Origin of the sequence: Pelotomaculum terephthalicicum JT (assembly GCF_022410535.1) — a bacterium.
Classification (GTDB): domain Bacteria; phylum Bacillota; class Desulfotomaculia; order Desulfotomaculales; family Pelotomaculaceae; genus Pelotomaculum_D; species Pelotomaculum_D terephthalicicum.
Genome location: NZ_JAKNBL010000015.1, coordinates 23,451 through 40,591 on the forward strand (window position 1 = coordinate 23,451; position 17,141 = coordinate 40,591).

Here is a 17,141-nt window from a genome sequence, read left to right on the forward strand (position 1 = left end):
TATTATTGTTCACTCGTTTTTTGCGTAATTCTGAAGATCACGAATTCAGCGGGCTTGACAGGCGCCACGCCAATGACGCAGATCAGGCGTCCGTTGTCGATGTCGTCCTGGGTCATGGTGGAACGGTCAACCTTGATAAAGAAAGCCTCGGCCGAACTGGTGCCCATCAGCGCGCCGTCTCTCCACACCCTGGTTAAAAACGCGTCTATGGTCCGGTTAACCCTGGCCCACAGTTTTTCATCATTCGGCTCAAAAACGACCCAGTTGGTGCCGCGCTTAATCGATTCCTCCAGGAAAATAAATAGTCTTCTTACGTTAATGTATTTCCACAGAGTATTTGAACTGCATGTCCTGGCTCCCCAAACGCGAATGCCCTGACCGGTAAAGTACCGGATCAAGTTCACTCCCTTGGGGTTTAAAATGTCCTGTTCACCTTTGTTGTACTGGCAGTCCAGCCCGACACAGGAACGGACAACCTCGTTCGCAGGCGCTTTGTGCACGCCGCGCGTTTGGTCTGTTCTGGAATAAATCCCGATTACCGAGCCGGACGGCGGAATGTAAATATTCCGCTTGTCAAGCGGATCGAAAACCTGCAACCATGGATTATACATGGCGGCGTATGTAGTATCGAAGATATTGCGGTGCACCTGCACATCCGCCACCTTGACCTTTTCCCTGGGAATATCCAGAACGGCAAACCGGCTGGCCGTGTTTTCGCAGTGAGCGACTAGCGCCAATTGCACATCCGGTGTCGTCACTCCCGGTATGGCCATAATACTGACTTCATCATTGTCGATGAAAGCCTGGATCCCGGTGCGCTTTCCCGGCCCTCTGTCCTGACCCATAAAGTCCGCCGCGGAAATACCGGCAACCGCGCCGTCACTGCCGCCGGCCAGTGCCATTACATAATCTGTTTCTTCTTCTTTTTTCCCTGTTATTGTCTCATATGGCGGGGTGGGGTCGCTGTCATCGTCCTCGCCCTTGATTAGTTTCGGGTTCAAATTATGTTCAACGGCAATCAAATTAGAGCGGGACAAAACTTTTTCCACATAGTTGGCCGCGGCTGCGTTAAGCGACACATTTTCAAACGTTTCCGCTTCACCTTCATAGAGGACATTGAGAGTAAACTCGCAGGTGGTGAGCATTTTAACGGGAATGAGGTCCTTGTCGACAACACTGTCGTCACCCCGCAAATGATTTGACAGGGTGATCACATTGTCCTGGGAGGCGACTATCTCGTTGTATTGTTTGCTCTCACCGTCACTAAAGGCGACAATATCGCCGGGATTAAAACCGGCGTTGTTCTTCACACGGTATTGTTTGGCTTCAGCGGCGTCACCGATAATTTCCAATATCTGCGTCTTAGCTTTGCTGGACGGCGAAACTGAAACCTTGATCTTATCGCCCCACGTGCCAGGGTTTTTCGCGTAAATATCCAGCACCACCGAATCTTTATTATCCCCCGCGAAATTAGCCGCCGGTTTCGCATCGGCCGGCGCTACCCTCATTACGTAACAACGGGCTCCTCCGTTGATAAAGAAGTGTTCCACCGCATAAGCGAGGAAACGGTATTCGCCAAACGCGTTTTCCGACAAATACCCCCCGAATTTTCTTTGAAAGTCAGCAAAACTGGTAACCAGTTCCGGCAGTCCTTCCACACTACCTCTCTCCGCCAGACCGATAAACCCCGCAGTACTGGTGCTGACGCCCTCAAGCGGTCTGCCACCGCTCTCAAACTCTTCCACGTAAACTCCTGGAGACAAATATTCTGGCATGTTTACCCGGTTTCTAGTAAATTAATATACAAACATTGCCTTCATGACCTGAGTTTGTATAAATAGAAACCAGCTCCCCCCTTTCTGTATTTATTTTAGATTTGAACAATACCTAAATAATTCACTTCACCTTCTGTCATCTTCAACTCTTCTATTTTAATTTTATTTTCGCAGCTGAATTCGACTTTAACGTCAAAAATTTTCTCCTTTGCACCCCGGAAGTAAGCGACAACTTCCCCCCGCTGATCCGCCCTGGTTACCACAACAGGCAGCAGCAACACCCCGCGTTTATGATCGTACCGGAGAGGCTCGGCCACTTGATAACTATGTGTTCCTTTTGAAACTCCGGTGATCACGCAGTATTCAGAACACACCTCCTCTTGCTCTTTTATCAAGAATATATCTCCAACTGCTATTTTGCCTGCCACATTTGTTAAATTAATTTCATGAAGCCCTTTTTTCACACCGCCCTGCGCCACTTTAGCGCCGGCGCAACTTGCCGACATGACAGTTGCTCTCACATTCGCGTCCGGAGCCGGATTGCCGCCGGAGTCACGCAGAGCGGCGCGGAGCAAGGTCGTCCCCGCGGGGAACGGATAAGCGGAGTTTGGCTTTAGAGATATATACACGATAGGCTCCGCCGGATCAATTTCTTCAAGCTTGACAATCGTTGTTTCGTTAAGATATATATCTGATTGCACCACTACATGATAAGTTCCGACAGGCAAACCGGTAAAAACGAAATACCCGTCCGCCTTTCTCACCGGCCTCCCCGGATGTTCGCGCAAAAAGACATGGATATTGCCGCCGGACTTGGGCGAGGCGGTGTAATCATCCACCGGGCAGACAACCAAAGAAACCTTCGTGCTAAATTTGACCTTGCGTCTGTATTCCATCTTTACCGTCTCTATCCGTCGATATTAACTTCCACCTCCATCACTCGCTTGGTTTTCTTAAAGCGCGTAGAGTCGAGATCTACCGGTCCGACCTTGTAACTGACCGATAGTTTGAAAGGAACGTCCGTAAAACGGTTCCATATCTCTGTGATTTGCTCCACAGATAAATTATTCCGGACAATTTTAATCTCTTCACTTGCTTCAAATAACGTTCCTTGCAATGTTGAGTCCCTCAAAATGCCGTGGTCGTAAAAAACCTGCACGGCCCTGCCCAGAATCCGGTGCTCGTCCAGCGACCGCGAATGCAAATCGGCTGTTGAATAAGCGGTCATCATGTAATACAAATTCAACGACAACGGGGGGTATTGCCAAATGCCGGGACCGACGCTGCGCATCTCCGGGTAAGAATACTCCCCGATTTCCTCAATGCAGTATAAAAACAGGGTCAAACGAAAATCGCCCTTATCCGCCGGAGAACACAAACCAATCATTTCCGCCTTCGGGATTGGCTCGGGCGTCATTTGGTCTCTCAATAATTTAATTAATGTATTCCCCACATCCGCAATTACGGTATAACCTCCGATAATTATCAACTCCGCATCAACATACTAATGTTTGTTACTTAGTTACTAATAATGATTGCCTCATATGTGAAGTTTTAACTTGGAAAAATTATATTACAAGATGCAGATTTTAATAAATAAAATGTTTTGATTTACTGCGGCAAAACAAGATTCATTTAAGAGTTATTCCAATAAATTACTCAAATATAATAATATTGTTATATTCACCTAAATCCTCTTTAAGTAACAATTTTCCTATTTTATTTAACTCATACTTTGCCGCCGCCACAATATGCTTCATACCGATGGGTTCAGCAGCATCGGCAGCGAGAAAAGCGGAGGAAACAGCGATATTTTTGATATTGCCGCCGGCTATTTCAAACTTGCTGGCAATAAATTCAAAATCAATATCGTCACCAAGCGGGGCTTCATCAGGAAAAATTGACTTCCATATTTTTTCCCTGTACTGCTTATCCGGAAACGGAAACTCAATGATAAAGTTGAACCTTCTCATAAACGCCTCATCGATATTCTGGATAAAATTAGTCGCTAAAATACTGACACCCTCGTATTCCTCAATTTTTTGCAGCAAATAAGCCGTTTCAATATTCGCGTACCGGTCATGCGAGTCTTTTACCTCCGAACGTTTTCCAAACAAGGCGTCGGTTTCGTCAAAGAACAAAATCGCATTGCTCAATTGCGCTTCCTGAAAGATCAGCTGGAGGTTTTTTTCTGTTTCCCCGATATATTTGCTGACCACCTGGGATAGGTCAATTTTATAAAGCTCCAAATATAATTCTTTCGCCATGACTTGCGCCGACATGGTTTTCCCCGTTCCCGGAGGGCCGGAAAACAGCACGCACAGCCCTTTGCCATAAGATAATTTCTTTTCAAATCCCCATTCGCCGTACACGATGTGACGATATTTGATCTGGTTGCACGCGTTCTGCAGCTGTTTTTTTTGTTCAGGCGGCAAAACTATGTCATCCCAACCATACCTGGGTTGGATCCGGCTCGCTTTTTCCCCCAGGTTATGGCGCACCTGCGCGTAACAAGCTTTGTAAAGCTCTTCATTCTCTATCCTCTCGCCCTCTCTGCAATGCCAGGCAGCCATGTTTTTCGCCGTCAGCAACGCGTCCCGGATCTGACCGGGCGTAAAGCTAAATTTGCCGGCCACAGCGCCCCAGTCGATTTCTTTACTCAGGTTATGACCCCTACCGAAATATTCCCAAAATCTTTTCCGTTCGAAATCCTTCGGGATTTTAAATTCAATATCAATAAAATAGTATTCCCTGCTGAACTCAACCGGCTTTTTGAAAGAGTCGGCCAGTAAAAAAATCATTCCGGAAAACACCTTTAACAGCTCAAATAATTCTTTAACATTCCTGCGGGATTGCTCGTTCTCAAATAAGCACTGGAAATTGTCAAAGCAAAGAACCGCCTGGTGCAAAATAGCCTCGCGCATTACTTTTTCGATCATTCTCTCCAAAGGCTGCTCCTGCGCCCCGGCCATCCGAAGATCGACAATCATCAAAGGACGGTTTAAATATTTGCAATAATGTTTTACCTGAAGTTTTTTCCCGGCTCCCAAAGGTCCGTGCAAATAAAAGATGCAGTGCTTAGACCAGGTGAACTCACGAATTTTCGCCTGTACTTCCTGTCCCGAAAGAAGTGGTGTCAATTCATCCACGGGAAGAAATATTTCCGTGAAAGAACGAATGCTGTCATCTATTTGCTCAGATTCTAAAAGGAATCTCATCATGCGCTCTTCCAGCTTTAGCGTTTTTGCCAGCAGGGAACTCCCGGTATCGGCACTTTTTTCTTCATTGAAAAGATATTTAAACAGATTATTCCCCGGGGTAAAAGACATCCTTGCAGCCAGCCGTTCTTCCGGCGTCGCGCAAAGCAATTTCATGCTCAAATCCACAGTGGGGCTTTTGCAGGTCACATCATCATTTAAAAACGCGTACAGCTTTTCATATTTGCGATCCAGTTCAACCGCCAGGCAAATTACAACGCACCGTTCTTCGAAAGGCGTTAATTTAAAGACATCTGATAGGTACGGCAGTGTCAGAAAGATGCCTTTCTCATTGCTCAAGCCAAGTCTTTTTTGAATATTTGACTCCAACTGAACTAACTGCTCCGTCAACTTTTTTACTACCGCGTGCTCATGAGCCGGCTGTTCAACACCATCTAAAAGATGGTATACTTCAGCTTCCGACAACACCAGGCCCTTCAATTGCTCATACGGGTCTGCCGGCTGTTGTTTCCGCTGTTTTGCCAGAAGCACCCGGATTTTTAAATCCAGCCATTTCAACTCGTCGGAAATATGCTCCCAACAGCCGGCATACTCGCGAATAATATTCAATTCATTGAGGCTTGCCGCTACTTTAGACATATAATCATAACACCGTTCTTAAATTTGAGTGAACTTGTTTTACGTAAAGCTGCTATTTTGTCAAGTTAAACAGGATATCTACCAATCATGTCGAAGAATTATTTCATATTCATACATATTCATACAATCCGGGGGTAAACTTTAGTGGACAACGCTCAACTCAAGTCGGCCGCATATCGGAAATTAAACGATTACCAATTGCGCGCCAATCAAATCAACAAAACTAAAGCCATTGTCATATCATCGGCAATCGTGTTATTGCTCGTCTTTACCTATCTCTGCATCCACCGGCCGACTTTCAGCGCGACGCATCAACTCACCGGAGAGAACGCAGACAGAGCGTTTATCCTGGAAACAAAGACTCCCAAAGGCAGTTTAGTGACAATGGATATGAAGAAAGCGTCCTCTGTGAACATATCAAAAGGCAGTTCCGTTACAATGGACAGAGTTGAAACGAAAACGGCCAACGAAAACGGTCAGGCATCGTTTAAAATTCTACCCGGCGAGCTGAAAAGCGGGACTAATGAAATACAATTTACGGTTAAATCCCCCGGTAGCATAAAAAGAAAATTTCATTACACTATAGAAAAAAACAAATTACCCATTACTTTAGAAGTTAGTATAACTGATGACATTGTAAATAGTGACAGCATTAAACGGGTTGCCGTGGTTACCGATCCTTTAAATACAATTTCCGTCAACCATATGTTCAATAAGGCCAACTCAAAGACCGGCCGGGAGAATTTTGAAATAAGGAATTACGATCTGATCAATTTGGCCTCCATAAGTCCCGAATATTTAACGGATACAATTGAAACGCCGATTCAGGTCAGCGTTACAGACGTCGACGGGCAGGAAAGAACAGAGTCATATTTAGTTGAGGTTTCCACATTCACCAACCTGACAGTCAATCAGCCGGAAGAAACCGATGCCGAAAGCATAAAATTGAGCGGCAAGGCTTCCCCGGGCGCCGATGTTTTTATCGCCGACCAAAATACAGTCAGCAATGAAAGCGGTGACTTTGAGATTTCGGTCCCATTGCCCAAAATCGGTATAAATCTGTTTGAATTGACCGCCAGCCGCCCCGTTGAAAAAAAATCAACCAGATTTATCGCGGTTAACCGTCTAGCGCCCAAGGTCGAATTAACGGTCAAAACAAACGCTGTTAATGAGCATAGCCTGACAATCGAGGGAACCACCACACCCGGGGCCGCTGTTTCAATCAATGGTCAGCCTGTTGTTGTGGAAGATAATCAATTCACCTGGTTATACAATTTCCCCTGGGACACCTCGCAAACGTATACATTTAATATCAAAGCCCAAAAGCCGGGTTACCGAAATAATGAGGAACAGGTGGTCATCCCCCAAATGCCGGTGTTCAGAAAACCATCACCTTAATGAATCGGGAGACAAAACTCAAGCAGGCAAAGTGCCGTTCCAACCTTCCGGCGCTCCCTTTTTGTAGTACTCGTCGCATAAAAAGAAGTAAATTTTAGCCGCTTCGTCCCGGAAGTTTTCTCTAACCACTTCGACGAACCTGCTGCGCGCGTCATAAAAGCGCCCGTCCCGGTAAAGCATAATGCCTTCTTCAAATATATCTTTGGTTTCATGCTTCAGCTTCTTTATATCTTCCGGATCTCCCTGATAAAGGTCAAATATTTTTACCGGTTCTTCCTTGACGCTTACCTGCACCAATCCCAGCAGCCGGTACTGGTACTGTTCCCTTACACCCGCCTCACCGAGCATATTCTCGGTAATCAATATCGACGCGCCGAACTTTTCAGTTATTCTTTCAATAGTCGCCGCGAGGTCGACATTATCAGAAATGACTGTTCCTTCCAGCCTTTTTTCTTCCCCGATGATGCCCAGCATCAGCGGACCACGGTGAATGCCCGTACCCGTGTCAATGGAAAGATAACCTTCTTTCAGACGTTGTTCATTATACCTTTCCAGTTCTTTTCTCATATCGACGGCGGCTCGCAGCGCTTCGCCGGCAGTACCCGGAAACAAGGCGATGATGCCGTTGCCCGTGTAATCATCCACAAACCCGCCATTGTTCCTGACAATCGGACCGACTCTCTTCAAGTACGCGTTAATCAAATCAAAGCTTTCCTCCGGTCTCAACGTCTTTGAGAGCAGGCTGAATGAACGGACGCTTGAAAATAAAACACTCATTTCCTCCTTCACCTGGTCCCCTAGTTGAACATCGACTATGCTTTGCTTTCCCAAAAAATGTACAAACTGCTGCGGCACAAACCGCAAATAGGACTCGTTTAAAATGGTAATATCCGCGATATACTTCCTGATATATTCCGACATTTTATTGAACCCGCCGCAGAGTTCTCCCACCTCATCCCTGGATTTCACCGAGACAGTGGCGTCCCAGTTTCCGCTTGCCATTTCATTGACACCATTCCGCAAAATTTGGATTGAGGAAAGCAAATAATAGGTCATTAACATAAATAACACGATAATAACAATTGCCGCGGCTGCAATGCTCTTGCCGGCAGTCAGGAATAATTTTCTTTTTAGTTCGTTAAAACTGTTCAGGTCCATGCCGGTTTCAAATGCCCCGATAACCTTGCCTTCCGGGTTCATCAAAGGCCCGACCGCATACATCCATTCGCCTTCCGCGTCGCTTTCATGACCGGTGATAAACTGCCCGTCCCTGATCACCTTGTAGTAGTCATTATTTTGAATATTGAAAGGATAAAACGGACTCATATTGTCATCATCAGTAATACACCAATACAGTTTTTCTTCTTCCAACTTATAAACTACAAAATAAAAGCCTTCTTCATTTTCAGATGAATTATCATCGTATATTAAATTAATCTTTTCTTTTATCTCTTTATAGTCACTATTTAAAAAATGCCCGGGGGTGGTGATTTTGGACAAACGCTCGCTATCAATCATCTGGATGCCGATATGCGCCAGCAGTTTTAATTTGCTGTAAATTTCGGCTTCATATTTCTGGGAGTAACTTGCATTAATAACGCTTGACACAAGAACCATGGCCAGCACAATCACCGGAATAAAACAAAGCTGTTTAAAAATCAAAGAAATTTTCTTTTGCATGATATCGACATAGAGAATTCTACATCCGCGCAAAAACAAAACAACGGCCAGCAAAACCAGCAGCCAGGCCAACAATCGCATAGCCATTGTCTTATATGGGAATTTTACTTTTTCTAATATAAAATTTATCCCGCCGTCCGGCCGGACACAAATTACCCGGTCGGAGGCGGCAATGAGAACCGACCCGTCTTGCTTTATACTGAGATCTTTCAGCACTGAAAACGGAACGCTATACCCCTGCTCATAAAGTTTTCTTTCCGACAAAAGTGTCTCGGCGGAATTAATCTCACCGGTACGCAGGCGGTCAATTTCCTCCCTGTAAACATCGGCAAAATAAATATGTTTGTCCGCACCAACATCCAAATATACCGGCAGTGATTTTTCACCGCTGCCGCTGGAATAAACCAGAACCGGCCTGCCGGAGTCATTGATTTGATAAATTTCACCTTTTTTTGTAGTGAAGAATATTGAACCGAATTCCAGCCCTGCAATTTCGGACAAAAACATTTCCCCGTCTAAGAAAATACTGAATAAGCTATCAACATTATCTCCATTCAGAGTCAATCTGTTCAGTATTATTTTGTCCTGCCCGACACTGTAAAAGTAAAGAAAATTATCTTTGATATCCAGCGTTTTCAGCCGTCCTGTGCGATTCGGTCTATTTTCCCGGTCATATTCCACCCGGTACAACTGCTTGTCAAAATTGCCTGCCGGCGTATACCGGTTGATTTCTTCCGATTCCACATAATAACCCTGAGCGTCTAAAACGGTGGATAACACGTAAAACGAGCCGCTGTTATCGGCAACAACATCGGCAAACAGCACGGAAGAGTCTTTCTTTCCGTTATCGCTGTCGATAATACTGGTTAAAACACCGGAAGGATTTGTTTTAACTAATCTTTTCATTGACTGATCAATGACGAACAAGTTATTATTTGCATCCGATTCCACATGGGATATATTAACAAATGACAAACTGTTATTAACAGGTGACTTACTAAGCATGTCAGTATGATAATAAATTAGAAATCCTATTATTGCTAAAATAACAGCGATTATCCAAAGATAAATTAAATTTTTCCTCATTTTTACAGCCTCTAATGCCAATTATTACTGTTTTATCCCATTATAGTTGATATTTTAACAAATCTAAATAACAATTTTACAATTTAAACAAATATTTTTAAATATAAAGACCCAAAAATAAATAACTGGGTACCCATCAAGAACACCAACCGTGTTCTATGGTCCCAGTTATTTTTTGGTGGTCCCAGTTATTTTTTGGGGTCAGCCCTTGACATTGGACAGATTTTGCTCAAGTTCGGTTATCCAAGCCTTGATCTCCTTATTTCCATCCATTTCCTTAATAAATCGTTCATTTGTTTTTGCTACTCCTGAATAACTTAATCCTTTGAAGTATGACCCAATTTCTTTGTTAGTGGCACCTGTATTCTTTTTAGCAAAATATATAGCAATCTTTCTGTATTGAGGAATCTTACTCTCTTTAATATCTTCAATTGAGACTTTTAAAAGCTTGGCTGTTCTTTCTATTATCTCTTCGATATTGCATGTGCTCTTTAATTCTTTTCTATATGAAATATCATCTTTCTCCAAATTGCAATCCTTAAGTTGCCGCAAGGCCTCTTTTATAAATATTTCTCCGCCCATTACCAACCCGCCATAGACCGCTTCAAAAGGATTCTTTATTTCTTCAGATATTCCGCTATTGACATATTTACAATATTGGTTTCTACCCGTCTCCATCTGGTCCGCTATCATATTTAATATCGTATTTTGGTCAACGATTTCGTCCTCTTTACCTGCCGCAAATACTCTATAGCTGCTGTATTCATAGTCTTCAGGCTGTTTAACTATTCCCGCTCTTACGGGATTTAAGTGTATATATCTGCTTAATTCTATTAAATAGTTATCTTTGTCAACGAGAATTGCCTTATACCGACCTTGAAATAAATGACCGCTCCTCTTTCGCCTAATATTTAGATATGTTGAATATGAACTGTTAATATTATGCATTACCTTGCTTAAATTTCCGTCGGGAGTTTCTAATATTAAATGATAGTGATTACTCATTAAAACGTAACTATGTATAATTATGCCATATTTCTGCTTTGCAGCTTTAAGGTAATCTTTAAATTTTTCATAATCGTCAGGCATAAAAAATATCTTTTTTCTTTCATTCCCTCGTGCCGTTATATGATACATCGCTCCCTCATATTCAAGCCTAAGGGGTCTAGCCATGATATCCCACTCCGTTATCTGGTATTATGGAAAATTATAAAATATTTACCTGTCCAATGTCAAGGGCTGACCCCATTATTATTCTGAGCTGACGCACGGCGGAAGCGATATCGGCGCTGTCGAAAATCGCCGAGCCGGCTACCAGTACCGTGGCGCCGGCTTGTACCACAGCGGCAGCCGTGTCCTGGTTCACCCCGCCGTCGACCTGGACTTCAGCTTTTAAACCCCGCTTGTTAAGCATTTGCCTGACAGCCTTGATCTTGGGCAGCACTTCGGGAATAAACGCCTGTCCGCCAAAGCCTGGGTTGACGGTCATTAATAAGACCAGATCCACCAAGGGAAGGACATACTCCACGGCACCGGGCGGTGTGGCCGGGTTCAACGCCACGCCCGCCCGCACACCCTTTTCCTTGATCAGGGCTAAGAGCCTGTGCAGGTGCCGTGCGGCCTCCACATGCACGGTAATCAAGTCCGCGCCGGCGTTGATAAACTGCTCAATGTACAGCTCCGGGTTTTCAATCATCAGGTGGACGTCAAAACACATGCGGCTTTTCGGCCTGAGCGCCTTCACCACCAGCGGGCCGATGGTAATATTGGGGACAAAATGACCGTCCATAACATCAATATGCAGGTACTCCGCCCCGGCCTCTTCAACTTGCCGAACATCATCAAGCAGCGCCCCAAAATTCGCGGATAATATGGAAGGGGCCAGTTTGACCATCAATACCGCCTCCTGCCTCTCAATTCTTGTAAAAATTCAACATATTGCCGGTAGCGTGATTCTTCAATTCCCCCTTGTTCCACCGCTTTCTTGACAGCGCACCCGGGTTCCCTGTCATGAAGGCAGCCGCTAAAGTAACAATCCCCGCTGTACTCTTCCATTTCCGGAAAGTAGCCGGCTAGTTCCTCCAGCTTGATATCGGGCAAGTCCAGGCTGGAAAAACCGGGGGTGTCCGCCACCAATCCACCTTCAGGCAGGGATATCAATTCCACATGGCGGGTCGTATGTTTGCCCCGCTTTAATTTTTCGCTGACTCTGCCGGTTTTAAGTTTCAACTCCGGCACTATGGCGTTTAATATCGTCGATTTGCCCACCCCGGAAGGGCCGGCGAATACCGAAATTTTTCCCCGCAGTTTCTCCCGCAGGCTGTCCAGACCCGTTCCGGTCACCGCGCTGGTTAGCGCCACAGTATATACACCCTGATAGCGGGAAACAAGAGCAACCTCGCCATTTTCTATAAGGTCGATTTTATTGAAACATATCACCGGCTCAATCTGATTCATGACTGCCGTAATGAGAAAGCGGTCCAGTAAGCCGGGATTGGGCTCGGGTTCCCGTACGGAAAAAATAATTATCGCTTGATCCACGTTGGCTACCGGCGGCCGCAACAGCGCGGAGCGGCGGGACAATACTTTCACGATAACCCCGGCCCGGTCCGCTTTTGGCGCCAGTTCCACCCGGTCTCCAACCAGGACTTGCTGTTTTTCGTAACGGAAGCGCCCCCGCAACGAGCACTCCCATGCACAGCCGCCGTCATGAACAAAATAATGGCCGCTGTACGCCTTCAGGACAATGCCCTGAACAAGGTTTTCCCCGCTAATCAAGAGGTATATCACCATCCACCAGGACTTCATCCACATAAACTCGAACAGTCGCCTTACCATAATAGGTTATTTGTTTGGTCACCGATTTTTCATTCCTGACAGTGCCGTTAAAAACTTCGGTAGCGCCCCGCACATCATTCAGCACGATTCTCAGCTTGTGCTCTTTCTTATCGTCGTTAAATGGGACGGTTACATTTTTAGTGCGCTTTTCCGGGCCCGGCCCGTCGCTTACGGTTACATGCACTTCGGAGCCTTCCTCGACCTCTGTGTTCTTGGCCGGGCTCTGGTCTGTCACCTGCCCGGAGAGATAACTGCTGCTTCTAACCCTGTTCACATTTTCATCAAGGATTAACTTAAGTTTCAACAATTCCTCTTTCGCCTTCTCCAGCGTCAGGCCGGTCAGGTCGGGCAGCTTATGCATCACGGGCTGCTTTCCTTTACTGACATGCAAGATTACCTGGCTTCCTTTTGCGAGTTTGCCGCCTTTGGGCTCCTGGTCCATCACGACTCCTTCCGCATATTCATTGCTGTACCCTTCCTGATAGGGCATGGCTACGTTTAAATCATTTCTTTCAATCATGCTTTTTGCATTACTGAAACTCTGGCCGATGACCGAAGGCACCTCCCGCAGTTCCGCTCCCTGGCTGACATATAGAATTACGGTGTGGTTTACTTTTATCTTGTCGCCTTCCGCAGGCTTCTGGGAAATGACACTGTTCTCCGGCACACTGGGATGGTAGTTCAAGAACACCTGAGGATCTTTTTTTATACCCTGCCGGCGTAAAATGTTTTTAGCCTCATCAAGGGTCTTTCCCTCGACGGAAGGCATCGTCACTTCCGGTATATTGAAGTAAAACTGAAACGCGGCGGCCCCCGCGGCAAACAGCACCAGAAGAATCAACGCCGACCAGAGCCATCTCTTGCTTCTTTTTCTCCCGCGCACATCCCTCTCAGCGGGCTGGATATCCCCGGCCGCCCTGTGCACGGTGGGAATCACTCTGGTGGCGAATTCATCATCGGGCTCAGCCCGCGGCGGGTCTTTTATGCCGGCTCCGGCTATATCCTCAAGTTCCTGCGCCATCTGTCTCGCTGTTTCATACCGGCCGGACGGGCTCTTCGTCATGGCCCGGGCGATTACTTTTTCCAAGCTCAACGGCACCGCCGGATTCAGCAGGGAAGGGCGGGGCGGCTCATCCTGGATATGCTTCAAAGCGACGCCGACCGGGGTGTCCCCTTGGAAAGGCAGCGCTCCCGTAGCCATTTCATACAATACGACACCCAGGGAATAGATGTCGGAACGCGGTCCGGTATTTTCTCCACGCGCCTGCTCGGGGGAAAGGTAATGAACCGAGCCCATGACGGCGTCGGTCTGGGTAAGGGTAGCGGCGGTGGCCTCCCTGGCGATCCCGAAATCGGTCAGTTTGGCCCGTCCGTCCCTGGTGATTAAAATGTTCTGCGGCTTGACATCCCGGTGCACGATGCTGTTTTCATGGGCATGTTCCAGCGCGTCGCTGATCTGTCGGGCAATTTGGGCGGACCTGGCCGGGGTTAAAGGGCCATGCAGCCGGATCAGATTTTTTAAGTTGTCGCCTTCAACATATTCCATGACCAGGTAGTCAACTTCATCTACCCGGCCGACATCGTAAATGCTGACTATATTCGGGTGTGAGAGGCTGGCGATAGCCTGGGCCTCTCTGCGAAACCGTTTTACGAAGTCTTCGTCACTGTTGAACTCGGAACGAAGCACTTTTATGGTAACCAATCTGTTCAAAATGGTGTCCCGGCCCTTATAAACTATGGCCATACCACCGCCGCCCAGCTGTTCCACAATTTCATAGCGGTTCCCCAAAAGCTTCCCGATCATTTTATTCACCTCTAATCTAAACTAAACGTTAGCAAAGTTATTTTTTGCACGCCGCTCGCCAATCTAATACCCCTTCGCCAGAGCCGTCGCCAGAAGACTGCCCGCGACCGGGGCCGCGACAGACGCGCCCGAACCGGCGTTTTCCAAAACCACCGCGACAGCCAGCCTGGGCTGCTCCGCGGGCGCGAAACCGATAAACCAGGCGTGCGTCTTACCGTGCGGGTTTTGCGCGGAGCCGGTTTTACCGGCCACCTTCACCCCGGAAACAGCCGCTGCTGTCGCCGTGCCGCCGCGCACCGCGTCGATCATCCCTTCTTTAATGATTCCGGATATGGCCGGGGTGGTTGCGGTAAGCCACTGGCGTTGCGTTACGGACTGAACGGCTGCACCGGAGGAGTCTCTTACCGATTCAACCAGGTAGGGATGCATAATCACACCTTGGTTGGCTATGGCCGCCGCCGCCAGGGCCATATGCAGCGGGCTTACCAGCACCTCGCCCTGTCCGATGGCGCTGCTGGCCAGTTCTGTCTGAATCATATCACCCGGAGCGGCAAGCGTGCCCGGCCGCACCGCGATTCCTGGGCCGGGGTCCTGATCCAGCCCGAAAGCTTTAAAGGTGCGGTAAAAGCTGTCGGTGCCCAACCCGAGGCCCAACTGCGCAAAAGTGGTGTTGCATGAGACGGCGAGAGCCTTTTTCAGATCCACTTCGCCATGCACAGCCAGGTCGGTCAGCTTATACCCGCCTACCATCAAGTAACCCTGGCAGTTAAAAGTGCTGTCGGCCAGTCCGGGTTTGTCGGCCAGCGCTCCCGCCGCAGTAATAATTTTGAACGTTGAACCGGGTGGGTAAGCGCCCTGCGCCGCCCGGTTCAGCAAGGGCGAGTCCGCCGCCTGCACCAGAACCGGCCAGTATTCCTCCAGGCGGTTGGGATCGTAACCCGGGGCTGAGGCCACTACCCGCAAAGCTCCCGTCCTGGTGTCAACGAGAACAACCGCCCCGCGCCGGTTCCCCAGCAGCTGCTCTGCAAGCTCCTGCAGGGAAGAGTCAATAGTGAGCGTCAGATCCCCGCCCTTTTGCTCCTTACCCAGGAGCCTATTGATAAAATTCCTGACGCTGTCGGATCCTTCCATGCCCAGCAGATAAGAATCGTATGCGGATTCAAGGCCCGCCCGCCCGTACCGGTCGGAAACGTAACCGATAATATGCGCCGCGACATCCCCCTGGGGATAAACCCGCCGGCCTTGCTTGCCGTCAAATTCCGTCCGGGCCAGGACAACACCCTTGGCATCATAGATGTTTCCCCGCACAGTTTGATTCTCCATCTCCTGCACGCGGCGGTTATAAGGATTCGAGGCCAGGGCCGGGTTCCTGACCACCTGCAAATAAGACAGGTAGCCCACCAGGATTAAAAATAAGCCCAATAGCAAGAAACCTAGTTTTAGAATATTCTGCTTCATAAATCGCTTTCTTCCTCGTGGGAAATATTTAATAAAAGCCCCAGCAATATAAAGTTCGCCACCAGCGAACTGCCGCCATAACTTATATACGGAAGAGTAATGCCGGTCAGGGGTAACAGCTTGGTTACCCCGGCAATAATGATAAAAGCCTGTAAACCCAGCAGGGCGGTCAGCCCGGAAGCTGCCAGGGCGGCGAATTCATCTGTCGTTTTTAAAGCAATCCTGATTCCCCGGTAAACAAAGAGCATAAAAAGGATAATAATACCGGCGCCGCCTGCCAAACCCAGTTCTTCACAAATAGCGGAAAAAATCAAATCGGTATGCACAGCCGGAATGTATCCCGGAAATCCCAGCCCGAGACCGCTGCCGAGCACACCGCCCGAGTTAATCGCAAAAAGCGACTGAATGATCTGGTATCCCGTAGTTTCTATATTGGGCCACGGGTTCATCCATATTTCAAATCTGGCCCGCACATGGTCAAACATGTAGAAACTGGCTGCCGCCCCCGCGGCAAACAGCGTCGAACCAAACAGAACATAAAGAATACGGGAGGTGGCCACATAAACCATGGTCAGAAAGGTGCTGAAATAAATCAGCGCCGCGCCGAGGTCTTTCTGATACACCAGCAATAAGAGGGAAATTCCCCACATGGCCAGCAGCGGGCCCCACTCCTGCGGCCCCGGCAAAGCCAGCCCGCCCAGGTTTCTGGTCCCGACGGTCAAGACGGCCCTGTTTTCCGACAGGTAACTGGCCAGGAAAAGCACTACTAAGATTTTAACAAACTCGGACGGCTGAAAATTAAAGATGCCAAGGTCCAGCCAGCTCTTCGCCCCCCCCTGCTCCTGGCCGAAAAAAACGGGTAGGATAAGGGCAATCAAACCGGCAAGCGCGTAAATATATTTATAGTCGCTTAAAAACCGGAAATCAATAAGCAGCCGTGTGGTTAAAAGCAGAACTCCCAGCCCGATCAGCAGCCAGAAAAACTGGCGCACGCCATAAGCCGGATCCAGGCGAAACAAGAAAATCAGGCCGGTAGTGGAAAGCAAGGCGACTAACGGCAACAAAAAGCAATCCCCGCGGTAGCCCGAATAATGCCAGTAAAAACTAACCAAAAAGTAGGCCGCGACAACTGAGACGCAGGCGAAAACGACCTTCCGGTCCGCCGCGCCGGCCGATCCCAGGTACAACGCAGCCGCCCCGATCATGGCATAAACCCCGATAAGAGAAAGCAGCTTCCACTCAACC

12 protein-coding genes are annotated in these 17,141 nt (G+C 47.7%); 1 reads left to right on the forward strand and 11 read right to left on the reverse strand.

Translation table 11 applies throughout. The features are described from left to right. Positions 1-2: 2 nt before the first annotated feature. From L9W92_RS10365 to L9W92_RS10380, 4 genes are all read right to left on the reverse strand, one after another. Positions 3-1,745, reverse strand: coding sequence for a phage tail sheath family protein (locus tag L9W92_RS10365; RefSeq protein ID WP_376741801.1), 1,743 nt, complete (start codon positions 1,743-1,745; stop codon positions 3-5). A 125-nt stretch (positions 1,746-1,870) separates the two neighbouring features. Next, positions 1,871-2,671: a carboxypeptidase-like regulatory domain-containing protein gene (locus L9W92_RS10370; RefSeq protein WP_240083688.1), complete on the reverse strand. Its 801-nt coding sequence runs from the start codon at positions 2,669-2,671 to the stop codon at positions 1,871-1,873. Positions 2,672-2,682: 11 nt separating this feature from the next. Further along, entirely contained in the window at positions 2,683-3,228 is a 546-nt protein-coding gene (locus L9W92_RS10375) for a Pvc16 family protein (RefSeq protein WP_312038089.1), read from the reverse strand. Between the two features lie 202 nt (positions 3,229-3,430). Continuing rightward, positions 3,431-5,632 carry an AAA family ATPase gene (locus tag L9W92_RS10380; protein ID WP_240083690.1) on the reverse strand — a complete coding sequence of 734 codons (2,202 nt, stop codon included), beginning with the start codon at positions 5,630-5,632 and terminating at the stop codon, positions 3,431-3,433. 144 nt (positions 5,633-5,776) lie between these two features. On the opposite strand from L9W92_RS10380, the gene L9W92_RS10385 reads away from it, so the two are divergent. Next, complete coding sequence (locus L9W92_RS10385; RefSeq protein ID WP_240083691.1) at positions 5,777-7,030, forward strand: hypothetical protein; 1,254 nt, start codon at positions 5,777-5,779, stop codon at positions 7,028-7,030. An 18-nt stretch (positions 7,031-7,048) separates the two neighbouring features. On the opposite strand, the gene L9W92_RS10390 is transcribed toward L9W92_RS10385, so the two are convergent. From L9W92_RS10390 to L9W92_RS10420, 7 genes are all read right to left on the reverse strand, one after another. Beyond that, positions 7,049-9,616 carry an adenylate/guanylate cyclase domain-containing protein gene (locus L9W92_RS10390; RefSeq protein WP_240083692.1) on the reverse strand — a complete coding sequence of 856 codons (2,568 nt, stop codon included), beginning with the start codon at positions 9,614-9,616 and terminating at the stop codon, positions 7,049-7,051. A 381-nt stretch (positions 9,617-9,997) separates the two neighbouring features. Beyond that, positions 9,998-10,969 carry an REP-associated tyrosine transposase gene (locus L9W92_RS10395; protein WP_240083693.1) on the reverse strand — a complete coding sequence of 324 codons (972 nt, stop codon included), beginning with the start codon at positions 10,967-10,969 and terminating at the stop codon, positions 9,998-10,000. Between the two features lie 34 nt (positions 10,970-11,003). Then, a complete protein-coding gene (rpe, locus tag L9W92_RS10400; protein ID WP_240083694.1) occupies positions 11,004-11,690 on the reverse strand; it encodes a ribulose-phosphate 3-epimerase in 687 nt (228 codons plus the stop codon). Then, on the reverse strand, positions 11,690-12,589 hold the full coding sequence (gene rsgA, locus L9W92_RS10405; protein ID WP_240083695.1) for a ribosome small subunit-dependent GTPase A: 900 nt from the start codon (positions 12,587-12,589) through the stop codon (positions 11,690-11,692). The genes rpe and rsgA overlap by 1 nt, the downstream gene beginning before the upstream one ends. After that, positions 12,567-14,438, reverse strand: coding sequence for a Stk1 family PASTA domain-containing Ser/Thr kinase (gene pknB / locus L9W92_RS10410; protein ID WP_240083696.1), 1,872 nt, complete (start codon positions 14,436-14,438; stop codon positions 12,567-12,569). The genes rsgA and pknB overlap by 23 nt, the downstream gene beginning before the upstream one ends. 63 nt (positions 14,439-14,501) lie before the next feature. Further along, entirely contained in the window at positions 14,502-15,896 is a 1,395-nt protein-coding gene (locus L9W92_RS10415) for a peptidoglycan D,D-transpeptidase FtsI family protein (RefSeq protein WP_240083697.1), read from the reverse strand. Beyond that, positions 15,893-17,101 carry an FtsW/RodA/SpoVE family cell cycle protein gene (locus L9W92_RS10420; RefSeq protein WP_240083725.1) on the reverse strand — a complete coding sequence of 403 codons (1,209 nt, stop codon included), beginning with the start codon at positions 17,099-17,101 and terminating at the stop codon, positions 15,893-15,895. The genes L9W92_RS10415 and L9W92_RS10420 overlap by 4 nt, the downstream gene beginning before the upstream one ends. Positions 17,102-17,141 lie beyond the last annotated feature (40 nt).